Origin of the sequence: Limnohabitans sp. Rim28, from assembly GCF_000293865.2 — a bacterium.
In the GTDB taxonomy this organism is placed as follows: Bacteria; Pseudomonadota; Gammaproteobacteria; order Burkholderiales; family Burkholderiaceae_C; genus Limnohabitans_A.
Map to the genome: position 1 here is coordinate 153,140 of NZ_ALKN02000007.1, position 15,149 is coordinate 168,288.

Here is a 15,149-nt window from a genome sequence, read left to right on the forward strand (position 1 = left end):
TAATCAAAACATACCGCGGGGTGGAGCAGTCTGGTAGCTCGTTGGGCTCATAACCCAAAGGTCGTTGGTTCAAATCCGGCCCCCGCAACCAAACGGTTTGATTCGTTTGAACATTAAAAAAGCCCTCTAACGAGGGCTTTTTTTCGTCCATCTGTTGACTGTCAGGCATTGCTCTTTGCCTGCGTCATCAGTGATTGAACGGCTTCAACGTATTCGATCACTGGAACTTCTTCGGCGCGTCGTTGGAGGTCAAACTGACCTGAAAAACCTTGCTCATCCAACCATCTGCCCAAGGTGTTTCGCAAAATTTTTCGGCGTTGACTGAATGCCACTTGAACCAGGGTTGAAAGTAAATGGACGTCTAACGCAGGTGGCGTACTCAGAGGCACCATGCGAACAATGGCACTGTCAACACGTGGTGGTGGATCAAAGCTGGTCGGTGGAACAAACAAAATATTGGCCATCTCGTAGCGCCACTGCAGCATGACGGAAAGCCTGCTGTAGTCAGAGGTGCAAGGTGCGGCCACCATCCGATCGATGACTTCTTTTTGCAGCATGAAATGCTGGTCTTCAATCACGTCGACCTGATCCAGCAAGTGAAACAAAATAGGCGTCGAAATGTTGTAAGGAAGGTTGCCGACAACGCGCAGTTTGCCATCTGAATGGGAGGATCGCAGAGGGGAGCTGACGGACTGTGGGGCACTTGGCTTGTCGGTCAAAGCAGCAGACACAGCTCTGAAATCGACTTTTAAGACGTCTGATTCAATGACGTTCAAGTGCGGATGCTCACGCAAGCGCACGGCGAGATCACGATCCAGTTCAATCACCGTGAGATGCCCCAAGCGCTCGACCAGTGGTTGGGTCAGGGCGGCTAAACCAGGACCAATCTCCACCATGGCTTGTCCGGGCAAGGGATCAATGGCATCAACAATGCTGTCAATGATGGCGGTGTCGGTTAAAAAATGTTGGCCAAAACGTTTGCGTGCAATGTGTTTCATTGCGGTGGTTCCCGCATTTCAACAAAAGCTTTGCCACGAATTTCTTGGACCCAAGAAGCATAAGCTTCGTCCAGTTTGCCCTCTCGCAATACATTTCTAGCCAAGTTGCGTTGTTCTGCATCGGTCATGGCGGCGTCTCGTCGGTCAACGACTTCAATCAAATGGACACCAAATCGGGAGACCACCGGCTCGGCCAGTTGCCCGGGGCGCAGTTGGTTCATCGGCTGTTCAAACTCAGGCACGAACATGCCGGGATTGGCCCAGCCGAGGTCGCCACCTTGGGCTGCACTGCCATCTTGTGACATTCGTTTTGCCACATCCGCAAAATCAGCGCTGCCAGACAAAATGTCACGGCGAACTGCAGACAACTGAGCAATGGCTTGAGTTTGAGAGAGTTGTGCGCTTGGGCGAAGCAAAATATGCCGAGCGCGAGTTTGGGTGATCAGCAAGGTGGTGGGAAGGGCTTGCCTTTGCAGAACTTTCAAAATGTGAAAACCTGCACCTGAGCGCACCACACCCGAAACGCCACCAACAGGCAAGTCCGCCGTTGCTTGAACAAAGAGTTCGGGGTAACGGTCCAGGGGGCGAAGACCCATGGCCCCGCCGTTGACGCCGCGGTCAGCGGCAGTCGAAAAGGCAGTGGCCAAAGCGGCAAAATCTTCGCCAGTGCGGGCACGCTGAGCCACCAATTGGGCCGTGCCGGAAAGTTGCTTGATTTGATCGGGCGAACTGTTTTCAGGAACGCCAATCAAAATCATGGCCAAATTCACATCAGCCGAGGATTTGGCAGATTGGCGTTGCAACTGTTCATTGAGAAACTGGTTGATTTCTGACTCAGAAATGCGAATCCGGCTTTCAACCTCTCGTTCACGAACACGCGTCAGCAACAGCTGTTGCCGCAATTGTTCTCTGAATCCGGCGAGTCCAATGCCATCTTGTTGCAAGCGAGCGCGCAGGGCTTCCACGGTCAGTTGATTGTTATTGGCCACCCCAGACTCGGCTTGGTTGATGGCCGCATCGTCCACCACAATGCCCAAGGACAGGGCTTGTTGGATTTGGGCTTTTTCGTTGATCAGCTGATCCAACGCCAATCTTTTGGACTCGGCATTTTGGGGGGCACTGCCTAGAGCGCGTGCCTCTCGTTGCAAACGAAGGCTCAATGCCTGAACTTCTTGGTTGGTGATGGGCTCGGAGTTGACCACTGCCACCACATAGTCCACAGAGCGCACAGGCAAGACGCTGGGCTGAGCATTCGTTGTCCACGAAAACGCGATCAACACGACAAAAAGCGATAAACACTTGAGCCCATAAAAGCTGCTGCAATTGAAAGGTTTATTCATAATTCTGAAAACGGCTCGGTTGCAAAGGGTTGTCGCGCAAATCTTGGTAACGAGGGATGTTGTTGCGAAGAGCCGCCAGAGGACTGGAGCCAACGCGTGCCAAGCCAATCAATTCCAATTGGAACAGCAAACGGGTGTTGGATGTTGCGATAGACCGTTGGTTGCGCTCAAAAACGATGCGACCAATCCAACAACCCGCGTCATATTCAAGGCCCATCAGGCTTTCCACCATGCGGCCTTCACTCATGCTGAAATTCATGCGCCCCACGGTAAACCAACGATCCGGGCCCAAGCCTTGGCCTGGCGAACGTGTCCATGCAGATTCTGCTTGGGTATCTTTACGGCCGATCAAATCGCTCAGAGGCCACTGCCAACCTAAATCCAGCTGTTCGCTGATGCCGCGATTCAATCGGTAAGCCGCATTCAAAACTCGATAGGGGCTGGGGTAGTAGCGCAGCTGAAGGGTGTTGCGGCTGATGTCATTGGTTTGGTTATTGATCTGTACTGTGTTGTCCAAAGCCCAGCGATTGTCCCAACGAACACCAGCACCCAACAAAAGGTCACTCAGGCCAGTTTTGGCCGCAAGCTGGTTGTTCAAAGGTGTGTTGTCCAACACAACCCTTTGGTCTGAAAAGCGAATGCGTTGCGCCACGCCCAAGCGCAGCAATTCGGCGCCGTTGACTGAATCGAAAAATCGGCTGGTGACACCCAGGGTCAGAGCGTCGTTGTCGATCAGTCTGTCATTGCCTACAAAAGTGTTTTCGCTGTAAATCGTGGACAAGTTAAAGTCCGTGATGCCTGTGTCATAGAGAGGCAGCATGCTTTGGTCCCGGAAGGGGGTTTTGGCATAAAAAGCACGCGGTTCCAATGTTTGCGCCACCGACCGACCAAACCACTGTGCAGCACGCTCAAAAACCAAGCCAGTGTCCAACGAATAGGTGGGCAAGACGCGGTTGGCTGAATTGGCGCCGTTGTCCATGGCCTGATCGAGTTGATAACGTGTCGCATGCAGTTGAAGTTTGGGCGTGAAAAAGCCCCAAGGCCGAACCCAGGGCCGACTGACTTGAGCTTGCACAAAACTGCGTTCACCGTTTCGAGCCACCATGTTCGTAATGCGACTGAAGTCCGCCTCGAATCGGGTGGTGTCTCCCCGTACTGACCAATCAAAACCATCACCTTGCCATTGACCATATGACATGCCAATTTGAGGCGTCCGGTCGTAGGGCGGAAGAATGGTGGCGTTGATGTCTTGCAGGGTTTGCCAGCGCTGAACCTGAGCCGTCATGTTGAACGCGCCGCGCCCCCAACTGAGAACGCCTGTGGATGGCAACAAGCGCTGCGTCAAGACCAATCCTGTGCGACGAAAATCTCGCCAATAGTTGTCGTCACTGACGCGGTTCAAGTTCAGGCCAAGCCCCAATGCACCGATGCGGTCAATGCCTGTGTCAATGATCCCATTGTGTTGACTGGATAAGCCCCAACGGGCTTGATCACTCAGGGTGTCGGAGGGCATCAGATTCAAACGGGTTTGGCCTTTGTAATCTTTTTCAAGGTAACGAAATTCGGTGTCCACAGCCACGCCGCGTTTGCTCATGACGTGGGTGGTCACCGTGGCGTCCCGATTGGGTGCAATGTCAAAGTAATAAGGCTGAGCAATTTCTGCGCCATTGCGGGTCGTGACGCCCACAATAGGCGGCAAGAAGCCCGAGCGCCGATCTGTGGTCAAAGGAAAGCTGGCTGAGGGCACAGACACTTCCGGAAAGTTTTGAAAGCGAACCTTGACCCCTTCCGCTTTGATGGTCGACTCTTCATCGTCGATGCTCATGCGCGTGGCGGTGAGCAGCCATGCCGGCAGCCAGTCTGGGCCAGGTGTGCGACGGCACGTGGTGTAGTTGGCCTGGTGAACGATGGCACGAGATGAATCGATGAATTCAAGCTGCGAGGCTGAGCCGTGCGCACCGTTGCCAAAAATTTCAAAAGTAGGTTTTTCAAGCGTTCCCTGAAAGCTGTCAACTTGAAGCTGCAGTTCAGTCCCCTGAAATTGACTTCCGGCGCGGTTGATTTGTATGCCGCCAGACGCTGCCAAAACATCTTGGTCTTGTTCGTACACCATGCGGTCAGCCCGCAGACTCAAGCCTGGCTTTCTCAAATTGGCGGCCCCTTCAACCACTGCCCGCAGGTCAGGCTGTACCCGCATGCGTTGCCCTGAGACAAAGACAGCGCCTTCTTTGTCTTGGCGAGGCGAAACCCGTTCTTCCAGCAAGGGACTGCTGCGCAACACAATCGGGTCTGATTGCGCAAGCACTTCGCCCTGCAAGAGCAATGCCACACCCACGGCAATACCCCCAAGCCTCCAGGCAAAAAAGTACTGTGCAGGTCTCAAAATGGGGGGGCAGCTCACAAGGATCAACTGGATTGGGCAAGGCGCACTTGGTGAACAAAGAGGCGCAACTTTGACTTTGTAAAATGGGATTATCCATGAGCCAACTCACACCCCCCACATCTGTTGTTCCTGACGTCACTTGGGCCGACCCAACGCGACAAAAAGCATTTGCCGTTTGGTTATCGGAAAGGGCAGCGGCACAAGGTCTTTTGCCAGACTCTTTGCGCATCGCCTCGGCCGATGCGAGCTTTCGCCGTTATCTGCGAGTGGACACGATCCGGGGCGACAGCTGCATCATCATGGATGCCCCACCCGACAAGGAAAATTCTGAGCCCTTTGTGCGCATCGCTGCATTGATGAAGGCCGCTGGCCTCAACGCGCCAGAGGTGCTGGACTGGCATGAAGCCCACGGCTTCATGTTGCTGAGCGACTTGGGCGACGCCACCATGATGTCGGCCATCGACGCTGAACGCCCCCATGCCAACCACAGCCTTTACATGCAGGCGGTCGACACGCTGGTGCAGTGGCAATTGGCGTCGCGCCCCGGTGTGCTGCCGCCTTATGACGCGGCTTTACTCAACCGCGAACTGAGCCTGTTTCCGGATTGGTATTTGGCACAGCATCGGGGCGTGCCATTGCAAGCTGCGCAGCGTGAGGTCTTCGACAAGGCCTTTGCCTTGATCGTGCAACGCAACCTGGCCGCGCCCAGTGTGTATGTGCACCGCGACTTCATGCCACGCAATTTGATGATGCCTTTGGCAGAGAAGGCGCCCCTGGGTGTGTTGGACTTCCAGGACGCTGTCTATGGCCCCATCAGCTACGACATCGCCAGCCTGATGCGCGACGCCTTTTTGACTTGGGACGAAGATTTTGTGCTCGACATCACCATCCGCTATTGGGAAAAGGCCCGAAAAGCGGGTTTGATGGACTTTGAAGACTGGCACAGCGACTTTGGCGCGTTTTACCGCGCCGTCGAGTGGATGGGCCTGCAGCGCCACTTGAAAGTGGCCGGCATCTTTGCCCGCCTGACTTTGCGAGACGGCAAGCCCAAATACCTGGCCGATGCGCCGCGTTTCATCCATTACATCCGCAGCACCTGCGATCGTTACCGCGAGCTGGGCCCGCTGCTCAAATTGATCGACGAGATCGAGGGCACAACGCCCCAAGTGGGTTTTGCCTACGGGCGCATGTGAGCATGCCGCGCTTTTACTGCCCCACCCCTTTGACCACTGGCCAGCCGCTCAGCCTGCCTGCAGGTGCCGCTCGTCATGTGCAAGTGCTGCGCCTGCAGCCTGGCGATGTCATCACCTTGTTCAACGGCGAGGGTGGCGAGTTTGAGGCCACGGTGACCCGCATGGGCCGCAGCGATGTGGACGTCGACATCGGTGCACACCACGCGGTGGAGCGCGAAGCTGTCCGTGCGGTGCACCTGTTGGCCGGCATCACCGCCAACGAGCGCATGGACTGGTTGGTCGAAAAAGCCACCGAACTGGGCGTGGCCAGCATCACGCCTTTGGTGGCAGAGCGCAGCGTGCTCAAGCTCAAGGGCGAGCGGGCTGAGAAAAAACTGGCGCACTGGCAAGGTATTGCTATCGCTTCTGCCGAGCAGTGTGGGCGCAACCGCGTGCCCCCGGTGCACGCTGCGGTGACGCTGGCCGAATGGCTTAAAAAAGCCCCGCCAGGCGAGCGCTGGGTGCTGTCACTGTCCGAAGGCACGCGGTCCGTGGGGCAGATGTGGGGTGCCGGCCCTGTCACGGTGCTCAGCGGCCCCGAAGGAGGCCTGAGCCCCAACGAGGAGCTTGCCGCTTTGGCTGCCGGCTTTGCCCCCGTGACGCTGGGGCCGCGTGTGCTGAGGGCCGAAACCGCACCTTTGGCGGTACTGGCTGCTGGTTGCGTTTGATCGGTTAAATCGATGGAGCGCGCTTTGTCAGCTGCGATGGAACGCAGCAGGCCAGTGAGCCTAGGCGACAGCTCTTCATAAGCGCTTACCGATAAACTGCCCAGCATGAACGCCAACCTCATTCTCCTTACGCTCTGCCAGGGCCTGTTCTTCACGAACAACGTCACCTTCATCGCCATCAACGGTTTGGTGGGTTTGTCCATGGCCCCGCTGGGCTGGATGGCGACTTTGCCCGTCATGGGCTATGTGGTGGGAGGGGCCTTGTCGACAGGGCTGGTGGCCAAAAGCCAGTCGCGCTGGGGGCGCAAAGTGTCGTTTCAGCTGGGCCTGGTGGTGGCTTTGTTTTCGGCGATGTTGGCCACCTTTGCGGCTTACAGCCACAACTTTTGGTTGTTGGTCGCGGCCACAGTGATTGCCGGCTACTACAGCGCCAACGGTCAGCTGTACCGTTTTGCGGCGGCCGAGTTGGCAGCCGACGGCTTCAAGGAAAAAGCCGTCTCGCTGGTTTTGGCGGGCGGGTTGATCGGGGCCATCGTGGGGCCCAACCTGGCCTCGCGCACCCGCACACTCTACGAAGTGCCCTTTTTAGGCGCCTACATGGCGCTGGGCGTGGTGGCGATTTTGGCCATGGTGTGCATGAGCTTCATCCGCTTTCCGGCGGTGCCTGTCAAAAAGCCTGGCGACAGCACGGGCCGGCCATTGTCTGAAATCATGCGTCAGCCTGTGTTCATCGTGGCGGCAGCCGCAGCGGCCTTGAGTTACGGCGTGATGAACCTGCTGATGGCGGCCACCCCGTTGGCCATGCAGGTGTGCGGCTTCAGCTTTGATGATGCGGCCTTGGTGCTGGAGTGGCATGTGATTGCGATGTTTGCCCCCGGATTTTTCACCGGTCACTTGATCAAAAAATTCGGCACGCTGCAAATCATGGCGGTGGGGGTGGTGATCAATTTCGTCTGTATCGCGGTCGCGCTTTCCGGGGTTGAGTTACACCAGTTCTTGATTTCATTGTTTTTGCTGGGCTTGGGCTGGAACTTTTTGTTCACCGGCAGCACCACTTTGGCCATGCAAGCGTGGACACCCGCTGAAAAAGACCGGGGTCAGGCCGCCATCAACTTCTTTGTGTTTGCCACCATGGCACTCACCTCATTTGCCTCAGGCGCCTTGGTCACCACGCAAGGTTGGGTGTGGTTGAACATCGGATCGCTCTTGCCCGTGAGCTTGACGGGTGTGGCGCTCGTTTGGATGGTGTTCAAGCAGAGGGCGGCGCTGCAAAACGCGCCAACAACCAGCGCTTGAGCGAGGCAAAAACCTGAGCGCGGTAGAGGTCGTTGAAGACCTCGTGGTACATCGCCTCAAAGCATTCGGCTTGCACCACATCTTTCGGGGCTGAGCTGGCAAAGTCAGCGCTGGCTTGCGCATTGACCAAACGGTCTTTCCCCGCATACAGCAGCAAGGTGGGCACCGGCCACTTTGCCGCATCGTCCAGAGTCTTCTTGCCATTCTCCAAAATCCAGGCAGCCAGCCCCATTGAGATTCGCCGGTGCACCATCGCGTCTGCCAGGTAGGCTTTCACCACATCGGGGTCGCGAGACACAAACTCGGCTTTCAAGCCGTTGTCCACGCGCAAGTGCGGCACCACGCGGGGCAAGGTGGCCAACAGTATTTTTTGAAACAAATTGGGGAACGCGCCCAGCGCCGGAGACGACAACACCGCCGCATCCACCGGGCGCAAACCCTCGGCCAGCGTGCGCGCCACCACCAAGCCGCCCAAGCTGTGGCCCAGCAAGATGAGGGGTGTCCCCTGCAAAGGCGGGTGCTGGCGGGTGTCGTCGATCACCCGGCACAAATCGGCTTGCAAGCTGCCGGGGCGCAACATGTCACCGCGCGCGCCTGCCGATTGGCCGTGACCTTGTTGGTCGTAGGCCCGCACCGCAAAACCCCATTGGTGCAAGTGCGCCGACACCTCGCCGTAGCGCCCGGCGTGCTCGCCCAGACCATGCACCAAGAGTACGGTGCCCAGAGGCGGGTTGGCAGGCAAGGCCCAGTCGTACACCGCCAGTTGGCCGGCTTCGCCCTGCAAAGCAGAAACTTGCGGGCGCGGGATGGAGGGGCGCGATGTCACGTTCATCAAGGCATCCGCGCCATGACTTCGGCCACCGCCGCCGTGAGCTTCTTGGCATAAGGCACATGCAAAAACTCGTTCGGTCCGTGCGCGTTGCTCTTGGGGCCGAGCACGCCGCAGACCATCATTTGCGCCTTGGGAAAACCAGCGCTCAGCATGTTCATGAGCGGGATGGTGCCGCCTTGGCCGATGTAGCCCACACCCGCGCCAAAGTGCGCCTGACTCGCGCTGTTCAATGCGTGTTCGAACCACGGTGAAGTGTCGGGTGCGTTCCAGCCCGTGGCGCCGCCGCCGCTTTCAAAGGTGACCTTGGCCTGATAAGGCGCGTTGTCCTCCAGCAGGGCCTTCATTTCGGCCACGGCTTGCGCGGCGTCCACCAGCGGCGGCAGGCGCAGGCTGAGCTTGAAGGCGGTGTAAGGCCGAAGTACATTGCCCGCATCTTTGAGGGCCGGAAAGCCTTCGGCCCCGGTCACGCTCAGTGTGGGTGTCCAGGTGCGGTTGAGCAGGGCATGCGTGGGGTCGGTCGTTGTGGGCAGGGCAAAGCTGGTCGAGCCGCCGCAATCGTAGTGCGCCCAAGGAAAACGCTTGTAGACCTCGTCGCCCAAGATGGCGGCCGTGGCCTGGGCCTGGGCCAGCCGCTCGGCAGGCACTTCGCAATGGAAGCTGGCGGGCAGCAGGCGGCCGGTGGCACTGTCTTCCAGGCGGTCGAGCACTTGGCGCATGATCCGAAAACTCGACGGCACCAGGCCCGAGGCGTCGCCTGAGTGGATGCCCTCGGTTAGCACCTGCACCTTGAGTGTGCCGCTGGCCATGCCGCGCAGGCTGGTGGTGAGCCACAGTTGGTCGTAGTTGCCCGCGCCGCTGTCCAGGCAAATCACCAGGCCCACATCGCCCAGGCGAGTGCGCAGCGCGTCCACATAGGGCAGCAGGTCGTACGAGCCCGATTCTTCGCAGGTCTCGATCAGGCCGACGATGCGCGGGTGCGGTGTCTTTTGACTCTTGAGCGCCTGCACGGCGGCGATGCTGGCATAGACCGCGTAACCGTCGTCCGCGCCGCCGCGCCCATAAAGCTTGCCGTCTTCATACACAGGGGTCCAAGGCCCCAGGTCGCTCCTCCAGCCATTGAACTCGGGCTGTTTGTCCAGATGGCCGTACATCAGCACTGTTTGGCCCGAGCCCTCGCTGGCGGCGCGTGTGGCGGCCACTTCAAAAAACATGACGGGCGTGCGACCTGGCAATTGGATGACCTCAAGCGTCAGACCTTCCACCTTCTGCGCCTCCACCCACTGCGCGGCATGGCGCAGCACGGTCTCGATGTGGCCATGCGCGGCCCAATCGGCGTCAAACGAGGGTGACTTGGCGGGGATTTCGATGTAGTTTTTCAGCTCGGGCAGGATGGTGCTGTCCCAGGCTTGGGTGACGTCGTTCAGAGCGCGGGCGCTGTCGAGCAGGCCATCGGGCGTTTCGCGGTGCAAGGGGGCGTTCATGGTGGGGCTCCTGGTGGCGACACAAAAAAACACTGTAACGCGAATGCACCCCAGCGACCACTGTGCTGCTTCGCAGTGGAGACACCCGGTCATTTGCTGCCCTTGTTTGGCGCAAAATACCCCTGCAACAGTCCCTCAAGCCTGCCCTGGTCCACCTCAATCTCCCCAATCCAAGTGACCCTGCTCGTCCCCCCCACCGTTCCCCATGTTGGCAGACTACGCATGGGCGCCATTGTTTTGGCAGCTGGCGCAGGAAACCGGATGGGGCATCGCCCCAAGTGCTTGTTGCAACTCAGTGGCAAGAGTTTGCTGGAGCGTCAATTGGAGGCCTTGTCTCAAACCCAGCTCGCCCCTTTGCTGGTGGTTTTGGGGCATCACGCTGAACGCATTCAGCAAGAGTCCGCGCTGCGGTATTGGGGTGCTCGCGTGGTGTTAAACCCCCGACCTGATGATGGCCATGTCAGTTCTTTGCGCGCTGGACTTTTGGCCTTGCCCCTTGACTTGGACGCGGTGATGGTTGTGCTCGCGGACCAACCCTTGATCGATGCGCAAGCGATCGATGCACTGATCCAGGCTTATGTCTCGCGCCCTGTGGGCACGAAAATGCTCCAACCGACGGTGCAAGACTTGCCGGGCAATCCGGTGGTTTTTTCGTCTGAGGTGGCCACGCAAATTTTGGCGGAAGACGGTCAGATGGGGGCGCGGCAATGGCAAAAAGCGCATCCCGATGAGCTCTACCGATGGAAAACCCCTGATGCGCATTACCGTCTGGACGTCGACAATGAACAAGACCGCCAGACAGTCGAGTCCTTGACAGGACAAACGCTGCTTTGGCCAAGCGATTTGAGCCGATCACACACAAAACAGACATGAACAGCATCGACATTGACGTCATTCGCACCGCCCTCGACTGGCAAAGCCGGGGCCACCGCGTGGTGCTCGGCACGGTGGTGCGCACCTGGGGCTCGGCCCCGCGCCCGCCGGGCTCGCTCATGATCATCCGGGATGATGGCCAAGTGGCTGGGTCGGTATCCGGTGGCTGCATCGAAGACGACCTGATCCGCCGCGTGGCCGCTGGCGAGCTGGCCCTGCGCCTGCCTGAGACCACCACCTATGGCCAAACCGCCGAAGAGGTGCGCCGCTTTGGCCTGCCTTGCGGAGGCTCGGTGCAGGTGGTGCTGGAGCCTTTGTCGGCCCAGTCGCAACTGCGCGAATTGCTGGTGCTGATCGAGCAACACCAGCGCGTGGAGCGCCGCATGGACATGGCCACCGGCATGGTGCGCATGACCGCGGCCACCGAGGGCGATAAGTTGCAATTCGACGGCCAAAGCCTGGCCACGGTGCACGGTCCGCGCCTGCGCTTGCTCATCATTGGCGGCGGGCAACTGTCGCGCTATCTGTCTGCCATGGCCGTGATGCTCGACTACCAGGTCACGGTGTGCGAGCCGCGTGTGGAATACCACGAAGGCTGGGAAGCCATGAGCGGTGTGACCCTGTCCACCCAAATGCCCGACGACCTGGTGCTGGCCATGCGCCTCGACCACAACAGCGCGGTGGTGGCCGTGACGCACGACCCCAAGCTCGACGATCTGGCCCTCATGGAGGCACTGCGCACGCCTGCCTTTTATGTGGGCGCATTGGGCTCGCTGCACAACAACGCCCAGCGCCGCAAACGGCTTCTTGACTTTGATGTGAGTGAGGCCGAAGTGCAGCAATTGCATGGCCCTGTGGGTCTGAACATCGGTGCGCTCACGCCCCCAGAGATTGCCATGAGCATCGTGGCCGAGATGACCGCCATGCGCCGGGGCACCGATTTGAGTCAAGCGCTCAGCAATTGGGAAGGCTCAAAGACGGTGTGCGGCTCGGTTTGATGGCTTGGTCTCAAGCCCTGAAGACGTCCAGGATCAACTTCAGCGAGATCAGCAGCAAGCCCACTTGGACCCATTTGAAAAACCAGTCGTCAGAGATTTTGCGTGTCAGGTAAGCCCCAGCCACTGTGCCAATCAAGGCAAATGGGATCAACACCAATGCGCCCATCATTTCTTCCATGCCATAGGGCTGCAACAGGTGATAGGGTCCGAGTTTGACCAGGTTGATGATGGCGAAAAACAAAGTTGAGGTGCCTGCAAACACCAATTTGGGGAGTTTCTGGGGGAGCAAAAAAACCTGGAAGGGTGGGCCGCCTGCATGTGAGATGAAGCTTGCAAAGCCCGAAATGCCACCCCAAAAAATCCCGGGACCCCAGCGCGCTGGCTGGGCAGCATGAACGGTTTTGCGTTGCCGCCACGCATTGACCACAAAACCCACCCCCATCAATCCGATCATCCCTTTGACGGCGGCATCCGACACCAAGGACGCCGTCAACCAAGCGACCAAAATGCCCAGAATGCCGGCAGGCACAAGGATTTTCAGGTTGACGGCACTGAAGTCTTTGCGATAAAGCCACAGACCTACCATGTCGGAGATGATGTAGATGGGCAGCAGCATGACCACCGCTTTGATCGGTGACATGTACAAGGAAAGGATGGGGACCGACAACATGCCCACGGTGGGCAACCCACCCTTGGACATCCCCACCAGGCTTGCCGCCAAGCCAGCCCACATCAGGTAGTCAAGATCGTTCACAGCAGATCCGCGAAAAGTCTTGGCTTGGCATGGCGTTTGGATCTTGCCAACGCTGGTTCACAGGTAAGGCCGCGCCCAAGCCAGGCCGCGAGAGGTGCCCCCCGCCGAAGCATCGGCCGGGTTGTACTCGCAGCCGATCCAGCCGTCCCAGCTGCATTCGGCCGACACCTTGTCGATGACCTGGAAGATGTGCTGCCAGTTCACCTCACCCGTACCTGGCTCGTGGCGATGGGGCACTTCAGCGATCTGAAAATGACCCACCCGTCCCGTGGGCAGGTACTGTGCAATCTTGGCACTCAAATCGCCTTCGACGATCTGGCAGTGGAACAAGTCCATCTGCACTTTCACGTTGGAAGCACCCACGGCCTCCACAATGCGGTGCGCGTGGTCTTGCCGGTTCAGATGGAAGCCCGGCACGCTGCGGGTGTTGATCGGCTCGATCAGCACATCGCGCCCGGCTTTGGCCGCTTCGGCTGCGGCCCATTGCAGATTTTTGACCAGGGTGGTGTCGGCATCTTCGGGGCTGGCACCCGCGGCGCGCAAACCCACCATGGCGTGGATGCGTGGGCAATTCAGCGCTTCGGCATAGACAAGCGCTTGTGCAAAGCCCGTGCGGAACTCGGCTTCACGTCCGGGCACGCTCGCAGTGCCTCGGCTACCCCCTTCCCAAGCTTGCGTGAAGCTGGCGCTGTCGCTGCCGCCCGAAGGTGTATTGAACAGCACCTGCTGCAAACCATGGGCCTTCAACCGGGCCGCGAGTTCTTGCGCGGGGAAAGCATAGGGAAACAAATACTCCACGGCCTTGAATCCGTCTTGGGCTGCCGCTTCAAAGCGCTCCAAAAACGGCAGGTCGGGGTACATCATGGACAAGTTGGCAGCAAATTGAGGCATGTTGGGTATTGAAAAAAAGGGGGTTCAATGGGCAAAGATAACAGTATTTTTCAGTCACCATCGCCGTGCGACTTGGAGTGCCTGCGCGACCTCGGCCACCGCAGGCCTCTGATGCGGGACTGCAGACAAACAAGCTTGGCCCCAGGTTTGAAGGGTTGGTGCCGCTCGATGCTCGGTGTGCGCAACAGTGGCCGCAGCCAATTCCTCCAGCAAGCACCCCAAGGCCCGCACCTCCAGTGCCAACAGGTCACGGCACAAATCGCTTGGCTGGGTGGGTAGCCGGGTGGCCGCCCCGAAATCGCCAAGTTGTGCTTGGCCATGTTCGGGGTCGAACAAGATGTTGTGCGCATACAAATCGCCGTGCATCACACCGCGCTGGTGCAGGTGCGCCAGGGCGCTGGCCACATCGGCTGCGATGCCCAGCGCCAAGTTGGGCGAGAGCTGAAAGCCCGGCGGGTAGATATCGCGGGTGCAAGTCTGCAGGCTGGGCGGCCCCGCCAAATTGACGTGGGCGGCTGGAACCAACGGCATCAGCAAACCTTGGGCTTGTGTGGGGTGGCCCATGAGCCTGGCCACGGGCGTGGTGAGTGCGGGGTGTTGGCCTGCCGCCAAACTGGCCGCCAGCTCGTCTTCGGGCAGGCCATCGCTGGTCACTTCGCCTTTGAAGATTTTCAGAGCCAAGGGCTGCTGCCAATGGTTTGCTTGAACTTGGTAAATATGTCCTGATGCGCCCTCTCCCAGCAGCGGCCCGTGTGTCAGGTCCGCCCAGGCCATGCGGGGCAAACAGACGGGTGTACTTTGCCCAGCAGACCAAGTCCAGCCGAAGGGGTTGCCCGCCAAGGCCAGCCAGGACAGGCGGGGCAATTCGATCAACCAATCGGGCACTTGGGTCAGACGGTTGGCCGATATGCGCAGCAACTCCAGGCCGTGTGCGGCTTGTAGGCTTTCGGGCAACGCTTCCAAGTGGTTGCCCGCCAGCATCAACTTTTGCAGAGCAGGCCGCTGGCCTAAGGCGCTTGGCAAAGAGGGGAGTGCGTTGTCGGTCAGGATCAGCCAGCGCAAAGCGGGCGGCAAAGCAGCGGGTGGCACCTGCGCGATGCGATTGGCCTTGAAGCCGACCACCTGCAAATGTGGACAATCGCCCAACACTTCGGGCAGCACCTCAAATGCATTGTCCGAGGCGAACAGGACCTTCAGTTGGTGCAGGCGGGTCAGTTGGTGGGGCAGATCGTGCAGCCGGTTGCCGCTGAGGTTGAGTACCTCCAGCGTGTCGGCCAAATCAAAGACTTCTTCGGGCAGGTCGGTCAGCCCGCAAGTCAGGTCCAGGCGGCGTGTGCCAGCCAGGGCGCCGCTGCGCAATTGTTCGAGGGTGTGCATGGATCCGGTCAGAAAGTGCCCAGCCC

13 protein-coding genes and 1 tRNA gene are annotated in these 15,149 nt (G+C 58.9%); 6 read left to right on the forward strand and 8 right to left on the reverse strand.

Going from position 1 to position 15,149, the window contains the following annotated elements; all coding sequences use genetic code 11:
• Positions 1-14 precede the first annotated feature (14 nt).
• Positions 15-91 (forward strand) — tRNA-Met (locus B472_RS10015).
• A 70-nt stretch (positions 92-161) separates the two neighbouring features.
• Here B472_RS10015 and rsmA read toward each other — a convergent pair.
• Genes rsmA through B472_RS10030 form a run of 3 tightly spaced genes read right to left on the reverse strand, consistent with a single transcriptional unit; the run spans position 162 to position 4,667 of the window.
• Positions 162-998 (reverse strand): 16S rRNA (adenine(1518)-N(6)/adenine(1519)-N(6))-dimethyltransferase RsmA, encoded by an 837-nt coding sequence (gene rsmA / locus B472_RS10020; protein ID WP_019427460.1) that lies wholly within the window; start codon positions 996-998, stop codon positions 162-164.
• A complete protein-coding gene (locus B472_RS10025) occupies positions 995-2,278 on the reverse strand; it encodes a peptidylprolyl isomerase (RefSeq protein ID WP_238147424.1) in 1,284 nt (427 codons plus the stop codon). The genes rsmA and B472_RS10025 overlap by 4 nt, the downstream gene beginning before the upstream one ends.
• A 52-nt stretch (positions 2,279-2,330) precedes the next feature.
• Positions 2,331-4,667 carry an LPS-assembly protein LptD gene (locus B472_RS10030; protein ID WP_238147425.1) on the reverse strand — a complete coding sequence of 779 codons (2,337 nt, stop codon included), beginning with the start codon at positions 4,665-4,667 and terminating at the stop codon, positions 2,331-2,333.
• 149 nt (positions 4,668-4,816) lie between these two features.
• Between B472_RS10030 and B472_RS10035 the strand changes: the two genes are divergently transcribed.
• The 3 genes from B472_RS10035 (at position 4,817) to B472_RS10045 (ending at position 7,917) form a co-directional block, all read left to right on the forward strand.
• Positions 4,817-5,914 carry an aminoglycoside phosphotransferase family protein gene (locus B472_RS10035; protein ID WP_019427463.1) on the forward strand — a complete coding sequence of 366 codons (1,098 nt, stop codon included), beginning with the start codon at positions 4,817-4,819 and terminating at the stop codon, positions 5,912-5,914.
• A gap of 2 nt (positions 5,915-5,916) precedes the next feature.
• Complete coding sequence (locus tag B472_RS10040; protein ID WP_019427464.1) at positions 5,917-6,621, forward strand: 16S rRNA (uracil(1498)-N(3))-methyltransferase; 705 nt, start codon at positions 5,917-5,919, stop codon at positions 6,619-6,621.
• Between the two features lie 105 nt (positions 6,622-6,726).
• Positions 6,727-7,917, forward strand: a complete 1,191-nt coding sequence (locus B472_RS10045) for an MFS transporter (protein ID WP_019427465.1) — start codon at positions 6,727-6,729, stop codon at positions 7,915-7,917.
• Here B472_RS10045 and B472_RS10050 read toward each other — a convergent pair.
• The gene (locus B472_RS10050; protein WP_019427466.1) at positions 7,871-8,749 is read right to left on the reverse strand and encodes an alpha/beta hydrolase; all 879 of its coding nucleotides are present in this window, start codon (positions 8,747-8,749) and stop codon (positions 7,871-7,873) included. The genes B472_RS10045 and B472_RS10050 overlap by 47 nt on opposite strands.
• Positions 8,749-10,230 carry a M20 family metallopeptidase gene (locus B472_RS10055; RefSeq protein ID WP_019427467.1) on the reverse strand — a complete coding sequence of 494 codons (1,482 nt, stop codon included), beginning with the start codon at positions 10,228-10,230 and terminating at the stop codon, positions 8,749-8,751. The genes B472_RS10050 and B472_RS10055 overlap by 1 nt, the downstream gene beginning before the upstream one ends.
• 222 nt (positions 10,231-10,452) lie before the next feature.
• Here B472_RS10055 and B472_RS10060 point away from each other — a divergent pair, with 222 nt between their 5' ends.
• Together B472_RS10060 and B472_RS10065 are read left to right on the forward strand one after the other, a co-directional pair.
• Positions 10,453-11,103 (forward strand): NTP transferase domain-containing protein, encoded by a 651-nt coding sequence (locus B472_RS10060; protein ID WP_019427469.1) that lies wholly within the window; start codon positions 10,453-10,455, stop codon positions 11,101-11,103.
• Positions 11,100-12,101 (forward strand): XdhC family protein, encoded by a 1,002-nt coding sequence (locus tag B472_RS10065; RefSeq protein WP_019427470.1) that lies wholly within the window; start codon positions 11,100-11,102, stop codon positions 12,099-12,101. The genes B472_RS10060 and B472_RS10065 overlap by 4 nt, the downstream gene beginning before the upstream one ends.
• Before the next feature lie 10 nt (positions 12,102-12,111).
• Here the strand turns inward: B472_RS10065 and B472_RS10070 are convergent, their stop codons facing one another.
• From B472_RS10070 to B472_RS10080, 3 genes are read right to left on the reverse strand one after another with little or no spacing between them, the layout of a single operon-like run.
• Positions 12,112-12,855 (reverse strand): sulfite exporter TauE/SafE family protein, encoded by a 744-nt coding sequence (locus B472_RS10070; RefSeq protein WP_238147426.1) that lies wholly within the window; start codon positions 12,853-12,855, stop codon positions 12,112-12,114.
• A gap of 57 nt (positions 12,856-12,912) precedes the next feature.
• Positions 12,913-13,746, reverse strand: a complete 834-nt coding sequence (gene otnI / locus B472_RS10075; protein ID WP_019427472.1) for a 2-oxo-tetronate isomerase — start codon at positions 13,744-13,746, stop codon at positions 12,913-12,915.
• A gap of 54 nt (positions 13,747-13,800) precedes the next feature.
• Positions 13,801-15,123 (reverse strand): leucine-rich repeat-containing protein kinase family protein, encoded by a 1,323-nt coding sequence (locus B472_RS10080; RefSeq protein WP_019427473.1) that lies wholly within the window; start codon positions 15,121-15,123, stop codon positions 13,801-13,803.
• Between the last annotated feature and the right edge of the window lie 26 nt (positions 15,124-15,149).

Bases quoted from the DNA above. Each gene is read 5' to 3' on its own strand.
- B472_RS10045 (WP_019427465.1), top strand. From the start codon at position 6,727: ATGAACGCCAACCTCATTCTCCTTACGCTCTGCCAGGGCCTGTTCTTC.
- otnI (WP_019427472.1), bottom strand. From the start codon at position 13,746: ATGCCTCAATTTGCTGCCAACTTGTCCATGATGTACCCCGACCTGCCG.
- B472_RS10035 (WP_019427463.1), top strand. From the start codon at position 4,817: ATGAGCCAACTCACACCCCCCACATCTGTTGTTCCTGACGTCACTTGG.
- B472_RS10080 (WP_019427473.1), bottom strand. From the start codon at position 15,123: ATGCACACCCTCGAACAATTGCGCAGCGGCGCCCTGGCTGGCACACGC.
- rsmA (WP_019427460.1), bottom strand. From the start codon at position 998: ATGAAACACATTGCACGCAAACGTTTTGGCCAACATTTTTTAACCGAC.
- B472_RS10060 (WP_019427469.1), top strand. From the start codon at position 10,453: ATGGGCGCCATTGTTTTGGCAGCTGGCGCAGGAAACCGGATGGGGCAT.
- B472_RS10055 (WP_019427467.1), bottom strand. From the start codon at position 10,230: ATGAACGCCCCCTTGCACCGCGAAACGCCCGATGGCCTGCTCGACAGC.
- B472_RS10065 (WP_019427470.1), top strand. From the start codon at position 11,100: ATGAACAGCATCGACATTGACGTCATTCGCACCGCCCTCGACTGGCAA.
- B472_RS10050 (WP_019427466.1), bottom strand. From the start codon at position 8,749: ATGAACGTGACATCGCGCCCCTCCATCCCGCGCCCGCAAGTTTCTGCT.
- B472_RS10040 (WP_019427464.1), top strand. From the start codon at position 5,917: ATGCCGCGCTTTTACTGCCCCACCCCTTTGACCACTGGCCAGCCGCTC.